This window comes from Geminicoccus harenae, assembly GCF_019800005.1.
Lineage (GTDB): Bacteria > Pseudomonadota > Alphaproteobacteria > Geminicoccales > Geminicoccaceae > Geminicoccus > Geminicoccus harenae.
In genome coordinates this window covers 1-17,296 of the sequence record NZ_JABGCL010000002.1, presented here as the reverse complement: position 1 = coordinate 17,296, position 17,296 = coordinate 1, and the positions used below count along the sequence as shown (strand labels likewise).

The 17,296-nt window shown below is 67.8% G+C and carries 16 protein-coding genes; 7 read left to right on the top strand and 9 right to left on the bottom strand.

Going from position 1 to position 17,296, the window contains the following annotated elements; translation table 11 throughout:
* Positions 1-13: 13 nt before the first annotated feature.
* On the bottom strand, positions 14-613 hold the full coding sequence (locus HLA95_RS01460) for a DUF4136 domain-containing protein (RefSeq protein WP_191061751.1): 600 nt from the start codon (positions 611-613) through the stop codon (positions 14-16).
* Positions 614-1,023: 410 nt separating this feature from the next.
* Between HLA95_RS01460 and HLA95_RS01455 the strand changes: the two genes are divergently transcribed.
* The 6 genes from HLA95_RS01455 to HLA95_RS01430 all read left to right on the top strand — a co-directional run bounded on the left by HLA95_RS01455 (position 1,024) and on the right by HLA95_RS01430 (position 8,587).
* The gene (locus HLA95_RS01455; protein WP_222182157.1) at positions 1,024-2,160 is read left to right on the top strand and encodes a calcium-binding protein; all 1,137 of its coding nucleotides are present in this window, start codon (positions 1,024-1,026) and stop codon (positions 2,158-2,160) included.
* Positions 2,161-2,277: 117 nt separating this feature from the next.
* The gene (locus HLA95_RS01450; protein WP_191061256.1) at positions 2,278-3,198 is read left to right on the top strand and encodes a calcium-binding protein; all 921 of its coding nucleotides are present in this window, start codon (positions 2,278-2,280) and stop codon (positions 3,196-3,198) included.
* 267 nt (positions 3,199-3,465) lie between these two features.
* Positions 3,466-4,617 carry a calcium-binding protein gene (locus HLA95_RS01445; RefSeq protein ID WP_191061255.1) on the top strand — a complete coding sequence of 384 codons (1,152 nt, stop codon included), beginning with the start codon at positions 3,466-3,468 and terminating at the stop codon, positions 4,615-4,617.
* 217 nt (positions 4,618-4,834) lie between these two features.
* Positions 4,835-5,971, top strand: coding sequence for a calcium-binding protein (locus tag HLA95_RS01440; protein ID WP_222182155.1), 1,137 nt, complete (start codon positions 4,835-4,837; stop codon positions 5,969-5,971).
* Positions 5,972-6,216: 245 nt separating this feature from the next.
* Positions 6,217-7,359: a calcium-binding protein gene (locus HLA95_RS01435; protein ID WP_191061639.1), complete on the top strand. Its 1,143-nt coding sequence runs from the start codon at positions 6,217-6,219 to the stop codon at positions 7,357-7,359.
* 85 nt (positions 7,360-7,444) lie between these two features.
* Positions 7,445-8,587, top strand: a complete 1,143-nt coding sequence (locus HLA95_RS01430) for a calcium-binding protein (RefSeq protein WP_191061638.1) — start codon at positions 7,445-7,447, stop codon at positions 8,585-8,587.
* A gap of 48 nt (positions 8,588-8,635) precedes the next feature.
* Here HLA95_RS01430 and HLA95_RS01425 read toward each other — a convergent pair whose 3' ends face one another.
* Genes HLA95_RS01425 through pdhA form a run of 7 tightly spaced genes read right to left on the bottom strand, consistent with a single transcriptional unit; the run spans position 8,636 to position 15,994 of the window.
* Positions 8,636-9,130, bottom strand: a complete 495-nt coding sequence (locus HLA95_RS01425; RefSeq protein WP_222182153.1) for a type II toxin-antitoxin system RatA family toxin — start codon at positions 9,128-9,130, stop codon at positions 8,636-8,638.
* Complete coding sequence (gene lipA / locus HLA95_RS01420; protein ID WP_191061175.1) at positions 9,130-10,068, bottom strand: lipoyl synthase; 939 nt, start codon at positions 10,066-10,068, stop codon at positions 9,130-9,132. The genes HLA95_RS01425 and lipA overlap by 1 nt, the downstream gene beginning before the upstream one ends.
* A 57-nt stretch (positions 10,069-10,125) precedes the next feature.
* Positions 10,126-11,526: a dihydrolipoyl dehydrogenase gene (lpdA, locus tag HLA95_RS01415; protein WP_191061174.1), complete on the bottom strand. Its 1,401-nt coding sequence runs from the start codon at positions 11,524-11,526 to the stop codon at positions 10,126-10,128.
* Complete coding sequence (locus HLA95_RS01410; protein ID WP_191061173.1) at positions 11,526-12,095, bottom strand: mismatch-specific DNA-glycosylase; 570 nt, start codon at positions 12,093-12,095, stop codon at positions 11,526-11,528. The genes lpdA and HLA95_RS01410 overlap by 1 nt, the downstream gene beginning before the upstream one ends.
* Before the next feature lie 14 nt (positions 12,096-12,109).
* A complete protein-coding gene (locus HLA95_RS01405) occupies positions 12,110-13,483 on the bottom strand; it encodes a pyruvate dehydrogenase complex dihydrolipoamide acetyltransferase (RefSeq protein ID WP_222182151.1) in 1,374 nt (457 codons plus the stop codon).
* Between the two features lie 25 nt (positions 13,484-13,508).
* A complete protein-coding gene (locus HLA95_RS01400; protein WP_222182150.1) occupies positions 13,509-14,957 on the bottom strand; it encodes a pyruvate dehydrogenase complex E1 component subunit beta in 1,449 nt (482 codons plus the stop codon).
* 17 nt (positions 14,958-14,974) lie between these two features.
* Positions 14,975-15,994 carry a pyruvate dehydrogenase (acetyl-transferring) E1 component subunit alpha gene (gene pdhA, locus HLA95_RS01395; RefSeq protein ID WP_191061738.1) on the bottom strand — a complete coding sequence of 340 codons (1,020 nt, stop codon included), beginning with the start codon at positions 15,992-15,994 and terminating at the stop codon, positions 14,975-14,977.
* 432 nt (positions 15,995-16,426) lie between these two features.
* Here pdhA and HLA95_RS01390 point away from each other — a divergent pair, with 432 nt between their 5' ends.
* The gene (locus tag HLA95_RS01390; protein WP_191061739.1) at positions 16,427-16,780 is read left to right on the top strand and encodes an FtsB family cell division protein; all 354 of its coding nucleotides are present in this window, start codon (positions 16,427-16,429) and stop codon (positions 16,778-16,780) included.
* 229 nt (positions 16,781-17,009) lie between these two features.
* On the opposite strand, the gene HLA95_RS01385 is transcribed toward HLA95_RS01390, so the two are convergent.
* A partial coding sequence (locus HLA95_RS01385; protein WP_222182149.1) for a hypothetical protein occupies positions 17,010-17,296 on the bottom strand: 287 nt, incomplete at its 5' end.

Below are 17,296 nucleotides of genomic sequence, written 5' to 3'. Positions count from 1 at the left end.
GGGTCCGGCCTCCTCAGGAGGCCGGCACCACCGCCGCAGCACTGCCGGCCCGGAACGGGTACCTGGCGAAGATGTCCTTCACCGCCTCGTCGATCTTGGCCTGGCCGGGCACGCCCTCGCTCTCGTCCACCTCGCCGACCGCCACCCCTTCCCACACCATCTGCCGGCGCTCCCGGTCGACCAGGTCGATGTTGAGGGTGCCTTCGGTGTAGTTCACCACCTGGGTGTCGCCGGCATAGCCGAACCAGGGGTCGTAGAACCCGCCGCGATAGCCGTAATAGCCACGGGGCCAGGGCCCCCAGGCGGCGGGGGCGCGATAGACCTGTACCTTGTCCTCCAGCCGGGCCTGGAAATTGACCAGGAGATCCGGCTTCTCCTCCGTGTACGCGTAGCCGCGGGCTTCCATCTCCCGGGATACCGCCTCCTTCAGCCGCTGGGTCAGCAGGCTGGCATAGCCGGCGCTGTCGGTACCGAGCTTCTCGGCGAAGCCGAAGCTGTGATAGGCGGCGAAATTCGCGCTCGTATCATAGTCCGAGCGGATGGTCGGGCTGGTGGCGCAACCGGCCAGCGCCAGGACCAGGAGTGCTGCGCGCGCGACCGAGGGAACCGCCATCTTGCCTCCAACTGCATTGTCGCCGGACGCTAGACCCGGCCCGGTTGCCCCGCAAGTATCGCGGCCGGCTGATCCAGGCCCGTGCCAAGTGTCCGGCCGACCCCGGCGGTAATTCGGCCGCGGGAACTCTTCGGGTCCGGCATCGTCGCCCGCCGCTGCATCCCGGCCGGGGACGCCCGCTGCCCGTCGCCGGGTACGGCGTTGCGGCCGCACGACGCATCAGGGTGCAGCAAATTCAATTCTTCGCCAGCTGTACGATCGGCACTAGGACGGTAGATGTCTAACCAGTTAACCCTCGCAACCGGTCGGGCCCTCCTGCCGGGGTGGCGTGAGGTCGCGCGGCAGGGGACTGGTCGCGGGATCGGGCCGCCCGTCAGGACCACCGGCTACCCGCCGAGAAGGATCGGTTCATGGCTTTGATCAACGGTACTCCTGGCGACGACAATCTGGTCGGCACCCCCGAATCCGACGAGATGCACGGCCTGGGCGGCAACGACGTCGTCGCGGGCCAGGGCGGCAATGACTTCCTGTTCGGCGAAGACGGCAACGACCAGCTGTTCGGCGAAGGCGGCGACGACGTCATCCTCGGCGGGATCGGCAACGACGTGATGCGCGGCGCGGCCGGTGCGGACACGCTGGATGGCCAGGCCGGCGACGACGACATGTTCGGCGACACGGGCGACGACATCCTGCGCGGCAATGACGGTCTCGACCGGATGCAGGGCAACGACGGCAACGACGTCCTGATCGGCGGCAACGGCGACGACCGGTTCTATGGCGGCAACGGCGCCGACACGATCGCCGGCGGCGAAGGCAACGACTTCGCCCATGGCGACCGGGTGCAGCCGAACGTGACGCCGACCGTGGGTGCGGCCGACCGGATCTTCACCGGCAACGGCAACGACCAGATCTTCGGCGAGTTCGGCGACGACAGCCTGGATGGCGGTGCCGGCGACGACCTGATCTGGGGCGGCAGCGTCGAGATCACGATCAACACCGGCAACGACCTCGGCACCGGGGGTGCCGGCAACGACATCATCCGGGCCGGTGACGGCGACGACCGGTTCTTCGGCGCAGTCGGTGACGACCAGCTGTTCGGCGAGGACGGCAATGACGGCCTGTTCGGCGGCCTGGGCGACGACACGGTCGACGGCGGGCTCGGCAACGACGAGCTGGACGGCAAGGACGGCAACGACACGCTGATCGGCGGCGAGGGCGACGACCGGATGACCGGCGGGGCCGGCATCGACACGCTGGACGGTGGTGCGGGCAACGACCAGATCAACGGCCAGGCCGGCAACGACACGCTGACCGGTGGGGCCGGCGAGGACCTGTTCATCATCCTGCGCACCGAGGGCGATCAGGACATCATCACCGACTTCGAGGTCGGCACGGACACGATCTCGCTGCGTGGTGCGGGCAATACGGTCGAGAACGCGATCGCCGGCGCTACGGTGGTCGAGGGCAACACCGTGCTCAACCTGGGCCTCAACCACACCGTCACGCTCAACGGCGTGACTGGCGTGGACGCCTCCTGGTTCGGCTGACGCGGACCGTCGTCACCCCATTTCGTCCCGGCAGGCCCCTTCTGGGGCCTGCCTTCATGTTGAAACCAGTCGGCGGCCCGCATTGGCGGGCATAAGAACCAGACGAGGCAGCGCCCCATGGCCATCATCAACGGCACCCCAGGCAACGACAACCTGTTCGGCGGCTCCGGCGACGACGTGATCCGCGGCTTTGCCGGGCTGGACCGGATCTTCGCGCGACTCGGCAATGACGTGGTCATCGGCGAGGACGGCGACGACCGCATCTATGGCGGCGGGGGCTCGGACACGCTGTGGGGCGGGGCCGGCAACGACGTGATCTTCACCGATCGCGAGCAGGTGGGCGTGGTGCCGGCCGAGGGTGCTGGCGACCGCGTCTATGCCGGCGACGGCAACGACCAGGTCTATGGCGAGTGGGGCGACGACTATATCGACGGCGGCGCCGGCAACGACATCCTCTGGGGCGGCAACGAGGGCAACGACATCATCACCGGCGGGGCCGGCGACGACGAGATCCATGGTGGCGACGGGGCCGACATCATCTACGGGGCGGCCGGCAACGACGTCATCAGCGGCGACAGCGACAAGTGGACCCGGGACGGCGACGACCGGATCATGGGCGGCATCGGCGACGACACCATCGCCGGCTGGGAGGGCAATGACTGGCTGGAGGGCGGCTCGGGCGACGATGTGGTCGACGGCGGCGAGGGCAACGATCATCTGGTCGGCGGGACCGGCGACGACATCCTGACCGGCGGCGAGGGCGACGACCAGATCAACGGCCAGTTCGGCAACGACACCATGACCGGCGGCAGCGGCGCGGACCGCTTCATCCTGCTGCGCAGTGCCGGTGACCAGGACACGATCACCGACTTCCAGATCGGCATGGACAAGCTCGACCTGCGCGGTGCCGGCAACACGCCCGAGGCCGCGATCGCCAATGCCCAGGTGGTAGGTGCCGACACGGTGCTCGACCTCGGCCTGAACCACCTCGTGACGCTCACCGGCGTGACCGGGATCGACACGAGCTGGTTCGGCTGAGCAAAGCGCGGCTTCACCCTTTCCGGTAACCTTCGATGCCAGGTATCGGCGGTTCCTCGCTTTTTCCCATGGCCTGCTGCGGCAGCCCCGCAACAGCCGGGGCCGCCGCGGCGGGGACCGCCGGCCTGCGACGCTTGCAGGATCGAAAAGCCGGGAATGCTCGGCTACTGTCCTCCGGATCGATGCGCGGCGTTCCTGGCGCCGTAACATCGGCAAGTCGGTGTGAATAATCTCGTCGCACGCTTCGAGACGAACGGGTGGGAACGCATGGCGATCATCAACGGCACCCCGGGCAACGATCTGGATCCGCAGATCACCGGGACCAACCAGGACGACGTGATCCGCGCCCTGGCGGGTGATGACCGCGCCCAGGGCCTGGGTGGCAACGATGCGATCTTCGGGGACGAAGGCAACGACATCCTGAACGGCAACACCGGCAATGACAGCGTGTTCGGCGGGCCCGGCAACGACACGCTGTTCGGTGCCGGCGGTGCTGATCTCCTCGACGGCGGTACCGGCCGTGACAGCCTGTTCGGCTTCACCGGCGCCGACTTCATCCGTGGCGGCGAGAATGACGACCGGCTGTTCGGCCAGGACGGTGACGACACGCTGCTCGGCAACGAGGGCAATGACCGCTTCCTGGGCGGGGCCGGCAACGACACGATCTATGGCGGCGAGGGCAACGACGACATCCGCGGCGACCGCGAGGACCCGGAATTCGACGTGATCGCGTCGAGCGGTGGTGCCGACCGGATGTATGGCGGCGGCGGCGACGACCTGATCTTCGGCGAGTGGGAATCCGACACGATCGACGGCGGCGAGGGCAATGACGAGCTCTGGGGCGGCTTCACCGGCAAGGACGTGATCACCGGCGGGGCCGGTGACGATCACATCACCGGCGGCTCCGACGACGACACGATCTTCGGTGCGGTCGGCAACGACCTCATCTATGGCGACAACGATCCGAACCGGCCGGATGGTGCGGACGGGCTGTTCGGCGGGCTTGGCGACGACGAGATCCATGCCGGCGGCCAGAACGACATCGTGGACGGCAAGGCCGGCATCGATCGGCTGTTCGGCGATGGCGGCGACGACAAGATCACCGGCGGCGACGACGACGACTTCCTGGACGGCGGCAGCGGCGCCGACGAGCTCAACGGCCAGTTCGGCAACGACACCATGACCGGCGGAGCCGGCGCCGACAGCTTCATCGTCCTGCGCAGCCAGGGCGACCAGGACACGATCACCGATTTCGAGGTGGGGACCGACCGCATCGACCTGCGCGGTGCCGGCAACACCGTCGAGAACGCGCTGGCCCAGGCACAGACCGTCGACGGCAGCACGATTCTCAATCTCGGCCTGAACCATACGCTGACGCTCACCGGCGTCACCGGGGTGGATGCGTCCTGGTTCGGCTGATGCAGCACCGGCCGGCTCCGGCGCGCGTCCGCCTCGATCGGCACATCGCCGGCGGGCAGGCGGGCGCGTTCCCCGGCGGACCATTTTTCTCTTCGCGGCCGCGGCCGCGGTACAATGCTGACCGACGGCATCCGTGCAGGCGGACGCCGTCCCTGATTGCTCCCTGCTTGGCTTGAACCGCATCCGACGCGGCTAGAACTTCACAAGGAAACTCTCCATGGCGCTCATCAACGGCACGCCCGGCAACGACAACCTGGTCGGCACCCCCGAATCCGACGAGATCCACGGCCGCGGTGGCAACGACAACATCCTCGGCCAAGCCGGCAACGACTTCCTGTTCGGCGAGGACGGCGACGACCAGATGAACGGCGAGGGTGGCAACGACGTCATCTTCGGCGGGATCGGCAACGACATCGCGTTCGGCGCAGGCGGCAACGACACGCTGGAAGGCCAGGCCGGCAACGACGACCTGTACGGCAACAATGGCGACGACATCATCCGCGGCGGCGACGGGCTCGACCGGATGTATGGCCACGAGGGCAACGACGTCCTGATCGGTGGCAATGGTGCCGACCGGTTCTATGGCGGGCTCGGCACGGACACGATCGCCGGTGGTGCCGGCGACGACCTGGCCTGGGGCGACCGGATGAACGTCAATGTCGAGGCCACCGCCGGCTCGGCCGACCGGATCTTCACCGGCGAGGGCAACGACCAGATCTCCGGTGAGTTCGGCGACGACAGCCTCGATGGGGGTGCCGGCGACGACCTGATCTGGGGCGGCAGCCCGACCAACGCGGTCAACACCGGCAACGACATCGGTACGGGCGGTGCCGGCAACGACATCATCCGGGCCGGCGACGGCGACGACCGGTTCTTCGGTGCGGTCGGCGACGACCAGCTGTTCGGCGAGGACGGCAATGACGGCCTGTTCGGCGGCCTGGGCGACGACACGGTCGACGGCGGGCTCGGCAACGACGAGCTGGACGGCAAGGACGGCAACGACACGCTGATCGGCGGCGAGGGCGACGACCGGATGACCGGCGGGGCCGGCATCGACACGCTGGACGGTGGTGCGGGCAACGACCAGATCAACGGCCAGGCCGGCAACGACACGCTGACCGGTGGGGCCGGCGAGGACCTGTTCATCATCCTGCGCACCGAGGGCGATCAGGACATCATCACCGACTTCGAGGTCGGCACGGACACGATCTCGCTGCGTGGTGCGGGCAATACGGTCGAGAACGCGATCGCCGGCGCTACGGTGGTCGAGGGCAACACCGTGCTCAACCTGGGCCTCAACCACACCGTCACCCTCAACGGCGTGACTGGCGTGGACGCCACCTGGTTCGGCTGAGCCAGCCCCTACCCCATCTTCCTCATCATGGCCGGCCCCGATCGCACCCGTTGCGGTCGGGGCCGTGCCGTTTCTGGTGCCGGATCACAACGTCGTCAGCACCTTGGCACCTTTCCGGCAACGGGGTGATCAAGGGGTCGACATGCTCATGGACGATTGGTAACCCAATAGGCGCAACGGGTCCTTGCGCCTGAGCGCATAGGATTCTGACTGACGTAGATACAGATGATAAAAAGGAGCGCCTCGTGGCTACGATCAACGGTACCCCCGGGAACGACGAGATCCTGGGAACTCCCGAGAATGACGTGATTCGTGGCCGCGGCGGTAACGACGTCATCTATGGTCAGCTTGGTGATGACTTTCTCTATGGTGAGGACGGCGACGACATTCTCGATGGCCGCGAAGGCGCCGACATCCTGTTCGGCGGCGTGGGCAACGACACGCTCTATGGCGGCGGCGGCGCGTTCGCCGATGTCCTGGAGGGCCAGGCCGGCGACGACGTGCTGTATGGCGGCAGCGGCGACGACATCCTGCGCGGCGGCGACGGCCGTGACCGGATGTTCGGCGAGAACGGCAACGACATCCTGATCGGCGCCAACGGCGACGACCGCCTCTATGGCGGGCTGGGTGACGACACCATCTCGGCAGGCGCTGGCAACGACTTCATCCATGGCGACCGGCACCGGCCGGACGTGATCTTCAAGACCGGCGGCGCCGACCTGATCTATGGCGGCGACGGCGACGACCAGATCTTCGCCGAGTATGGCGACGACGTGGTCGATGGCGGGGCCGGCAACGACCTGATCTATGGCGGCGACGCGCTGGGCCTGATCGACAGCGGCGACGACCGCATGACCGGTGGTGCCGGCGACGACACCGTCTATGGCGGCGATGGCAACGACACGATCTTCGGGGCGCTCGGCGACGACCAGCTGTTCGGCGAGGACGGCGATGACGGCCTGTTCGGCGGCCTGGGCGACGATGTGCTGGACGGCGGGGCCGGCAACGACATCCTGGACGGCAAGGCCGGCAATGACGTGATCGAGGGCGGGGCCGGCGACGACTTCATCACCGGCGGCGATGGCGACGACACCATCAACGGCGGCGATGGCGCCGATTCGATCAACGGCCAGTTCGGCAACGACACCATGACCGGCGGGGCCGGTGCCGACACCTTCATCATCCTGCGCAATGCCGGCGACCAGGACACGATCACCGACTTCGAGGTGGGCATCGACAAGATCGACCTGCGCGGCGCCGGCAACACGGTGGAGAACGCGATCGCCGGGGCCAGCGTGGTGGAGGGCAACACCGTGCTCAATCTCGGCCTGAACCACCTCGTGACGCTCACCGGCGTCACCGGTGTCGACACGTCCTGGTTCGGCTGAAGCCGCCGCGACAGCCCTCCCCGCCCCATGCCGCGCCTGCGGCATGGGGTGCCTGTCCCCTCATCCTTCGGAACGAGGCCAACCGATGGCAGTGATCAACGGCACGCCCGGCAATGACGTGCTCGACGGCACCAACCAAGCGGACATCATCCGCGGCCTGGCCGGTGCCGACAGCATCAACGGACAAGGCGGCGACGACCACCTGTTCGGCGACGAAGACAACGACATCCTCAATGGCGGCACTGGCGATGACGTCGCCTATGGCGGGCCCGGCAACGACACGCTCTATGGCGCCGGCGGGCATGACCGGCTCTATGGCGAGGCCGGCAACGACTCCCTGTTCGGTTATGCCGGCAACGACATCCTGTTCGGTGGGGATGGCGTGGACCGGATCTTCGGGCAGGACGGCAACGACATCATCAGCGGCGGCGCCGGCGACGACCGGATCCTCGGCGGCAAGGGCGACGACACGATCTATGGCGCCGAAGGCAACGACGTCATTCGCGGTGACCGCGAGAGCGTCGACTGGGACGTGTCGCCCAGCGAGGGCGGTGCCGACCGGATGTATGGCGGCGACGGCGACGACCTGATCTATGGCGAGTGGGGCGACGACTATATCGACGGCGGCACCGGCAATGACGAGCTCTGGGGCGGCTTCACCGGCAAGGACGTGATCACCGGCGGGGCCGGCGACGACACGGTCTATGGCGGCTCGGACGACGACATCCTCTATGGTGCTGCCGGCAACGACGTCATCTATGGCGACAACGACCCGAACCGACCGGACGGTGCGGACCGGATCTTCGGCGGGCTGGGCGACGACACGCTCCATGCCGGCGGCAGGGACGACCTGGTCGATGGCGGGGCCGGCAACGACGTGATCGATGGCGGCAGCGGCAACGACTTCATCGCCGGCGGGGTCGGCGACGACGTGATCGACGGTGGTACCGGCGACGACATCATCAACGGCCAGTTCGGCAACGACACCATGACCGGTGGTGCGGGTGCCGACACCTTCATCATCCTGCGGGTGGCCGGCGACCAGGACACGATCACCGACTTCCAGGCCGGCACCGACAAGATCGAGCTGCGCGGCTACGGCAACAGCGTGGAGAACGCGATCGCCGGCGCCAGCGTGGTGGACGGCAGCACCATCCTGAACCTGGGCTTCGACCACACCGTGACGCTCACCGGCGTCACCGGCGTGGATGCGTCCTGGTTCGGCTGAACAGGGAACCGGCCGGCTGCGGTGCTCGCCGCAGCCGGTCCGCGTACCTCACCCGCGCGGCAGGAGCCCGATCTCGCCGGTCGCAGTGACCGGTCGCGACGGCCCGCGGTCGCCGTGCAGCTTGCGGGCCCGGCCCTCGAAGGCGGCGACCATCCGGCGCACCGCCTCGTCGAACAGGAGCCCGATGAGCTGCTGGAGCACCCGGGACTTGAACTCGAACTCCACATGGAAGTCGAGGATGCAGCCCCCCTCGGGGCCGTCCAGGAACTTCCAGTAGTTGTTCATGTACTTGAACGGGCCATTCACATACTCGACGTGGATGGTTCGCTCCATCCGGTCGAGCGTGACCTTCGAGGTGAACTTCTCCCGCCAGACCTTGAAGCTGATCACCAGGTCGGCGAGGAACATGTCGTCCTGCCGCTCGGTGATCCGCGCCGCCGAGCACCAGGGCAGGAACTCCGGGTAGCGGTCGACCGACGCGACGATCTCGTAGAGCTGGTTCGGGGTATAGGGCAGGTAGCGGCGTTCGGAGTGGGTCGGCATTACTCGGCTGCTTCGAAGCGTAGTCCTTGACGGGCGAGCTGCGCGTCGCGCGCTTCCTTCAGCCGGGCGAAGTCGTCGCCGGCATGGTGCGAGGACCGGGTCAGCGGCGAGCTCGACACCATCAGGAAGCCCTTGGCACGCGCCATCCTGGAATGCGCTTCGAACTCTGCGGGTTCCACGAAGCGGATCACCGGATGGTGCCGGCGGGTCGGCTGCAGGTACTGGCCGATCGTGATGAAGTCCACCTCGGCCGAGCGCATGTCGTCCATCACCTGATGGATCTCGCGCTTCTCCTCGCCCAGACCCAGCATCACGCCGGACTTGGTGAAGATCGAGGGGTCGAGCTCCTTGACCTTCTGCAGGAGGCGCAGGGAGTGGAAGTAGCGCGCGCCCGGCCGCACCGTCCGGTAGAGGCGCGGCACCGTCTCGAGATTGTGGTTGTAGACGTCGGGCTTGGCGGCCACGACCTTCTCGATGGCACCGGGCTTGCGCAGGAAGTCCGGGGTGAGGATCTCGACCGTGGTCTCCGGCGAGCGCTCGCGGATCGCGTTGATCACCCGGACGAACTGGAAGGCACCGCCGTCGGGCAGGTCGTCGCGGTCCACCGAGGTGATCACCACGTGCTTGAGGCCCATCGCCTCCACCGCCTCGGCGACATGGCGCGGCTCGTGCGGGTCGACCGCCACCGGCATGCCGGTCTTGACGTTGCAGAACGCGCAGGCCCGGGTGCAGGTGTCCCCTAAGATCATGAAGGTCGCGTGCTTCTGCTGCCAGCACTCGCCCATGTTCGGGCAGGCGGCTTCCTCGCACACGGTGTGCAGCTTCTTGGCCCGCATCAGCTTGCGGACCTCGTGATAGGTCTCCGACGTCGGCGCCTTGACCCGGATCCAGGCGGGCTTGCGCTGGAACTGCGGCGGCGTGATCGTGACCGTGGCCATCAGCTACCCTTCAACCAAACCGGCCCGCCCAGGATCGGACAAGGGCGGGCATGCACCTCAGAAGTGGATGGCCCGACCATAGGCCGCAAGCGTCGACTCGTGCATCATTTCCGAGAGGGTCGGATGCGGGAAGATCGTCGCCATGAGGTCCTCCTCGGTGGCTTCCATCTGCCGCGCGATCACGAAGCCCTGGATCAGCTCGGTGACTTCCGCGCCGATCAGGTGCGCGCCCAGGAACTCACCGGTCTTGGCGTCGAACACGGTCTTCACCAGCCCGTCCGGCTCGCCGAGCGCGATCGCCTTGCCGTTGCCGATGAACGGGAACCGGCCGACCTTGACCTCGTAGCCGGCCTTCTTGGCCGCCTCTTCGGTATAGCCCACGCTCGCCACCTGCGGCGTGCAGTAGGTGCAGCCCGGGATCTTGGTCAGGTCGAGTGGGTGCGGGTTGCCCTTGCCGGCGATCTTCTCGACGCACATGACGCCCTCGTGGCTGGCCTTGTGCGCGAGCCACGGCGCCCCCACCAGGTCGCCGATCGCATAGACGCCGGGCTCACCGGTCCGGCACCACTCGTCGACCACCACATGGGAGCGCTCGACTTTGATCTTGGTGCCTTCCAGGCCGATATGCTCGGTATTGCCGACGATGCCGACCGCGGAGATGACCCGCTCGACCTCGACCTGCTCGGTCTTGCCGCCCGGCATCTCCAGCGTGGCGACCACCGAATCGGCCTTCTTGTCGAGCTTGGCGACCTTGGTGCCGACCCGGATCTTCATGCCGCGCTTCTCGAACTGCTTTTGCGCGAGGGCCGAGATCTCGGCATCCTCCACCGGCAGCACCCGCTCCAGCACCTCGACCACGGTGACCTCGGCGCCCATCGAGCGGTAGAACGACGCGAACTCGATGCCGATGGCACCGCTGCCCACCACCAGCACCGACTTCGGCATCGCCGGCGGGACCATCGCCTCCTTGTAGGTCCAGACCAGCTTGCCGTCCGGCTCCAGGCCGGGCAGCACCCGTGCGCGGGAACCGGTCGCCAGGATGATGTGCGGTGCCGAGAGCGTCTCCTCGCCGCCCTTGGTCGTGACCTTCAGCGTGTTCTTGCCGGCGAGCGCGCCCGCCCCGTCGAACACGGTCACCTTGTTCTTCTTGAGCAGGTGCTTCACGCCGCCGGAGAGCTGCGCCGCGACGCCGCGGCTGCGCTTGACCACCGCCGCGGCATCGAAGCCCCGCTCCTTGACGCTCAGGCCGAACGCTTCAGGGTGACCCATATGGTCGTAGACCTCCGCCGAGCGCAGCAGCGCCTTGGTCGGGATGCAGCCCCAGTTGAGACAGATCCCGCCCAGGTGCTCGCGCTCCACCAGCGCGGTCTTCATGCCGAGCTGCGCTGCCCGGATCGCCGCCACGTAGCCACCCGGCCCACCGCCGACGACCACCAGATCGAAACTGTGGTTGGCCATTAGCTAATCCCACTCAGAGAAGCCGTTTGCGACGGCAGGTCACGCAGCACCCGGCGGGCCAGGTCGGTCCATGGCCGGACGTCCCAGAAGCCGGAGGCCGCACCCGACGTGGACGGCAGGATGAACAATTCTTCGGCGGCACCATGCGGATCGGCCGCCGGCCCGTAGCACAAGGCAGCGGTCGGCTTCCCCAGCCAATGGCTGGCCGCCCGCTTGCCGTTGAACGCGATGCGCCTTGGCCGGATCCGCGCCAGCTTGGCGCGCAGCAGGGCGACGTCGCGGGGTGTCACCTCGATCTCGACGTCACTGCCGGACTGGCGCTTCTGCACGTCGGTCAGGCCCATGCCATGGCGGAGGATCTCCCGCTCCCGGTCCGGCGTGAGCCGTTCCGGGGTGAGGCCGACCGCGGCCAGGGTCGGCCAGAACTTGTTGCCCGGCCCGGCATAGTGGCGGCGCCGCAGGGCCGACGCCCGCCCGCTCGCCATGCCGACGAACACCACGCGCAGGCCCGGCCCCAGCACGTCGTCGAGGACATCTTCCCCCAGCGGGACCGTGGCTTGTCCGGGCATAGCGCGGGCAGCCCTCACAGCAGCAGCGAGAGCGGGTCCTCCACCGTCCTCTTGAACACCTGCAGGAACTCGGCACCCAGCGCGCCGTCCACCACCCGGTGGTCGGTGGAGAGCGTGACGCTCATCACGGTGGCGATCGCGAGCGCGTCGTTCTTCACCACCGGGCGCTTCTCGCCGGCGCCGACCGCCAGGATGCAGGCCTGCGGCGGGTTGATCACCGCGGCGAAGTCCTTCACCCCGTACATGCCGAGATTGCTGATCGAGAAGCCGCCGCCCTGGAACTCCTCGGGCTTGAGCTTGCCGTCCTTGGCCCGCTTGGCGAGGTCCTTCATCTCCGCGGAGATGGTGGACAGGCCCTTCTGGTCGGCCTTGCGGATGATCGGCGTGATCAGGCCGCCCTCGATCGCCACCGCCACCGAGATGTCGATGTCGTCGAACTGGTAGACCTTGTCCCCGCCCCAGGCGGCATTCACGCCCGGGATCTTCTTCATGCCCTGGGCGACCGCCTTGATGACGAAGTCGTTCACCGAGAGCTTGTAGTCGACCTTCGGCCGCCCGTTCAGCTCCTCGCGGAGCTTGAGCAGCGCATCCAGCTCGACATCCACCGTCAGGTAGAAGTGCGGGATGGTCGCCTTGGCCTCGGTCAGGCGGCGCGCGATCACCTTGCGCATGTTGCTGAGCTGGATGACTTGGTGCGGCGCGGCCGGGGCCGGGATCGCGGCCGGTGCCGCCGCCGGAGCCTGGGCTGCCGCCGGTGCCGGGGCCGCCGCCTCGGCCGGCTTGGCCGCAGCCTTGGGGGCACCCGCCGCCTTCTCGATGTCGGCCTTCACGATGCGCCCGTGCGGGCCACTGCCGGTGATGGTGCCGAGGTCGATCCCGGCCAGGGCCGCCATCCGCCTGGCCAGCGGCGAGGCGAACACCCGGTCGCCGTCCGCCTTGGCGGGCTGGGCCGTCGCGGTGCCGGTGTTGGACCCGGCACCCGGTGCGCCCGCGACCCCGGCGGGCTTGGCATCGCCGCCCGGTCCCGGGCCGGCCGCCTTCATCCGCTCGGCCTCGACCGGGCCCTCGGCTGCCGCGCGCGGCGCCTCGGGCGCCGGCTGGCTAGGCGCGGTGGCGGCGGCGCCTTCGGCCGCCGAGGCATCCTCACCCTCTTCCAGCAGCACGGCGATCGGCGTGTTGACGGCGACACCCTGGGTACCGTCCGGCACCAGGATCTTGCCGAGCACGCCCTCGTCGACCGCCTCGAACTCCATCGTCGCCTTGTCGGTCTCGATCTCGCACATGACGTCGCCGGACTTGACCGCGTCGCCTTCCTTCTTGAGCCAGCGGGCCAGATTGCCTTCGCTCATCGTCGGCGAGAGCGCAGGCATCAGGATTTGTATGCTCATCCGGTCGTTTCCCCCGCCTTCCCCATCAAGTCCGGTAGCAGACGGCCTTGGCCGCCTCCACCATGTCGTGCACCTGCGGCAGCGCCAGCTTCTCCAGGTTGGCGGCATAGGGCATCGGCACGTCCTTGCCCGTCACCCGCACCACCGGCGCGTCCAGATAGTCGAAGGCGTGCTCCATCATCAGCGCCGCCAGCTCCGAGCCGATGCCCGACTGCGGCCAGCCTTCCTCGACCGAGACCAGCCGGTTGGTCTTCTTGACCGAGTTCACGATCGTCTCGACATCCAGCGGCCGAATGGTGCGCAGGTCGATCAGTTCCACCGAGATGCCCTGCTCGGCCAGGGCGTCCGCGGCGGCCACCGCATGGCCCATCATCAAGGAGAAGGCGGTCATGGTGACGTCCGTCCCTTCCCGCACCACCTTGGCCTTGCCGATCGGCAGGACATGGTCGTCGATCTGCGGCACCTCGAAGCTCTGGCCGTAGAGCATCTCGTTCTCGAGGAACACGATCGGGTTCGGGTCGCGGATCGCGGCCTTGAGCAGGCCCTTGGCATCCGCCGCCGACCAGGGGGCGACCACCTTCAGGCCCGGGCAATGGGAGTACCAGGAGCTGTATTCCTGGCTGTGCTGGGCCGCTACGCGCGCCGCGGCACCGTTCGGCCCGCGGAACACGATCGGGCAGCCCATCTGGCCGCCGGCCATGTACAGCGTTTTCGCTGCCGAGTTGATGATATGGTCCATCGCCTGCATGGCGAAGTTCCAGGTCATGAACTCGACGATCGGCCGCAGCCCGGCCATGGCCGCACCCACGCCCAATCCTGCGAAACCATGCTCGGTGATCGGGGTGTCGATCACCCGCTTGGCGCCGAACTCGTCCAGCAGGCCCTGGCTGACCTTGTAGGCACCCTGGTACTGGGCGACTTCCTCGCCCATCAGGAACACCTTGGGATCGCGGCGCATCTCTTCGGCCATTGCGTCGCGCAGCGCCTCGCGCACCGTCTGCTTCACGAAGGTCGTGCCCGGCGGCAGGTCCGGATCGGCCGCGGCCGGCTTCTTCGCCTCGGCCGGGACCTTGGCGGCGGGTGCTGGCGCTTCGCCCTCGGTGGGGGCCGCCGGCGCCTCGCTGGCCGGCTTCTCGCCGACGGGCGCATGGTCGGCGGTGCGCGGCTCGTCGCCCTTGGCGCGGCCGCCGGTCGCCGCGGAAGCGCTGGTCGGGACGGCGTCGGCGCTCTCGCCCTCTTCCAGCAGCACGCCGATCGGGGTGTTCACCGCGACTCCCTGGGTGCCTTCCGGCACCAGGATCTTGCCGAGCACGCCCTCGTCGACCGCCTCGAATTCCATCGTCGCCTTGTCGGTCTCGATCTCGGCCAGGACGTCGCCCGACCTGACCGGGTCTCCCTCCTTCTTCAGCCAGCGGGCGAGGTTGCCCTCGGTCATGGTCGGCGAAAGGGCCGGCATCAAAATCTCGGTCGGCATGGCGTCGCGCCCCAGGATCAGGATTCTACCAGGATGTCGGTCCAAAGCTCGGACGGGTCGGGTTCGGGGCTGTCCTGGGCGAACTTGGCGCTCTCGTTCACGACGTCGCGGATCTCCTTGTCGATCGCCTTGAACGTGGCCTCGTCGGCAAAGCCGTTGACCTCGATGATCCGCTTCAGGTTCTCGATCGGGTCGTGCTGGGTCCGCATCTCCTCGACCTCGTCCTTGGTGCGGTACTTGGCCGGGTCGGACATGGAGTGGCCGCGATAGCGATAGGTCATCGCTTCCAGGATCTGCGGCCCTTCCCCGGCACGGATCTTCTCGACCAGCCGGTTGGCGGTCGCCTCCACCGCGAGCACGTCCATGCCGTCGACCTGCTCGCCCGGGATGCCGTAGGCCCGGCCCCGGTCGCACAGGCGCTCGCCGGCCGCCGCACGCTGCACCGAGGTGCCCATGCCGTAGCGGTTGTTCTCGATCACGTAGAGCACCGGCAGCTTCCACAAGGCCGCCATGTTGAACGATTCGTAGACCTGGCCCTGGTTGACCGCGCCGTCGCCGCAATAGGCGGCGCACAGCCCGCCATCCTCTTCATACTTGTGCGCGAACGCGATGCCGGTACCGAGCGGGATCTGCGCGCCGACGATGCCATGGCCGCCATAGAACTTCTTGTCCTTGGCGAACATGTGCATCGAGCCGCCCTTGCCCTTGGAATAGCCGGTCTCGCGGCCGGTCAGCTCGGCCATCACCCGGCGCGGTTCCATCCCGCACACCAGCATGTGGCCATGGTCACGGTAGCCGGTGATCACCGAATCCTTCTCGGTGAGCGTATGCTGGATCCCGACCGCGACCGCTTCCTGGCCGATATAGAGATGGCAGAAGCCACCGATCAGGCCCATGCCGTAGAGCTGGCCGGCCTTCTCCTCGAACCGGCGGATCAGCAACATCTCCCGGTACCAAGCCATCAGGGTCTCGGGCTGGGGCAGATTACTGCCGGCCGCGGCAGCCTCCCCACCGTTCCCGTTCTTGCGCTTGCTCATGGCGGTCATCCAGCTTCCCCCCTGGATAGCGGCGTCTTAGGCACTCGTGCAGCGCCGGCCGCCTTCGCTGGCCGGCAACCTGTGGCGGCGGCGCGTTTTGCGCAAGTCCGAAGCTGCATGGCTTCCACGTGCAGATGCCATCAACCGGTCGGCCCTGACAGTCCTCGACGATGCATGGGCGTCATGCGCAGCTAGAACGACGGGCGTATGCTGCATTGCACAACGGATGTCTTCCCCCGATACTTCGTCCCGACTGTGGCACCGGCCAGACCGGCGTGACTGTACCACCCCTGAACAGCGTCCGAGCCCGGATCAGGTTCCGGGGCACCGGGCGGACGCAGCCGGGCTGGCCGCGGCGATGGCGACCGGATTTCCACTCGCCGCACGCGCGAATTCGCGCTAGTTCCGCTACCATGCGGAGTTGGAGCGAACATGATCGCGGCAGACTATGTCGACCGATTCTGGATCTGGCTGCGCCGGGAGATCCGCTGGCGCTGGCTCGGCAGCCTCCTGCTCCTCCTCAGCGCCTGGTTCGCCTGGCACGCGCTGCATGGCTCGCGCGGCTTCTATGCCTATATGGACCAGCGCCGCTCGGTGCAGGTGCTGGAGCAGGACCTGACCGAGCTCGTGGCCAGGCGCGACGCGCTCAAGCGCCAGCAGGCCCTGCTCGGCGACCGGACCATGGACGCCGATCTCCTGGAGGAGAAGCTGCTGGGCCTGGGCTGGGCACGCCGCGGTGACGTGTTCATTCCCGACCACATGATCGGCGACGCGCTGAACAAGTAGCCGGGACATGGCGGCCCGCCTGGGGGCCGCTCGCTCATCTCGCAGCATCCATGCGACCACCGCATCGGTCGGGCTGCCAGAACTATCAGTGGCGATCCCGCGGCCGGCCAGCGGGCCGGACAAGCTGCCTCGAACACGAAAAAAGGGCTGCGCCCCTTGGCACAGCCCTTTCTGTCTTCCTGCCGGGTACGGGCCGCTCCGTCGCGGCACCGTGCCCTTGTCTTGGAAGTTACGCCTTGCAGCCGCTGAACTTGGCGGTGCCGTTCGACTTGGCGAACTCCTTGGTGACCTTCCACCACTCGGCGCCGCTCTTCCAGGTGTCCCAGCCGCTCTTGCCCTTCTTGGTGGTCATCGAGCCCCAGATCACCACGCCATCAGCCAGGCTGTGGACGGTCTTGAGCTGGGTCTTCCAGAAGCTGCCGGACATGTACTTGCGGCCGTCGCTGGAGTTCCAGTTGTGGATCTGCGGCCAGATGAACGGGATCACCGGCTTGCCGTACTGGCGCGCCTCGGCGA

Excerpts from the sequence above, each read along its gene's own strand:
- HLA95_RS01460 (WP_191061751.1), bottom strand. The coding sequence starts at position 613 with ATGGCGGTTCCCTCGGTCGCGCGCGCAGCACTCCTGGTCCTGGCGCTG.
- HLA95_RS01455 (WP_222182157.1), top strand. The coding sequence starts at position 1,024 with ATGGCTTTGATCAACGGTACTCCTGGCGACGACAATCTGGTCGGCACC.
- HLA95_RS01450 (WP_191061256.1), top strand. The coding sequence starts at position 2,278 with ATGGCCATCATCAACGGCACCCCAGGCAACGACAACCTGTTCGGCGGC.
- HLA95_RS01445 (WP_191061255.1), top strand. The coding sequence starts at position 3,466 with ATGGCGATCATCAACGGCACCCCGGGCAACGATCTGGATCCGCAGATC.
- HLA95_RS01440 (WP_222182155.1), top strand. The coding sequence starts at position 4,835 with ATGGCGCTCATCAACGGCACGCCCGGCAACGACAACCTGGTCGGCACC.
- HLA95_RS01430 (WP_191061638.1), top strand. The coding sequence starts at position 7,445 with ATGGCAGTGATCAACGGCACGCCCGGCAATGACGTGCTCGACGGCACC.
- HLA95_RS01425 (WP_222182153.1), bottom strand. The coding sequence starts at position 9,130 with ATGCCGACCCACTCCGAACGCCGCTACCTGCCCTATACCCCGAACCAG.
- lipA (WP_191061175.1), bottom strand. The coding sequence starts at position 10,068 with ATGGCCACGGTCACGATCACGCCGCCGCAGTTCCAGCGCAAGCCCGCC.
- lpdA (WP_191061174.1), bottom strand. The coding sequence starts at position 11,526 with ATGGCCAACCACAGTTTCGATCTGGTGGTCGTCGGCGGTGGGCCGGGT.
- HLA95_RS01410 (WP_191061173.1), bottom strand. The coding sequence starts at position 12,095 with ATGCCCGGACAAGCCACGGTCCCGCTGGGGGAAGATGTCCTCGACGAC.
- HLA95_RS01405 (WP_222182151.1), bottom strand. The coding sequence starts at position 13,483 with ATGAGCATACAAATCCTGATGCCTGCGCTCTCGCCGACGATGAGCGAA.
- HLA95_RS01400 (WP_222182150.1), bottom strand. The coding sequence starts at position 14,957 with ATGCCGACCGAGATTTTGATGCCGGCCCTTTCGCCGACCATGACCGAG.
- pdhA (WP_191061738.1), bottom strand. The coding sequence starts at position 15,994 with ATGAGCAAGCGCAAGAACGGGAACGGTGGGGAGGCTGCCGCGGCCGGC.
- HLA95_RS01390 (WP_191061739.1), top strand. The coding sequence starts at position 16,427 with ATGATCGCGGCAGACTATGTCGACCGATTCTGGATCTGGCTGCGCCGG.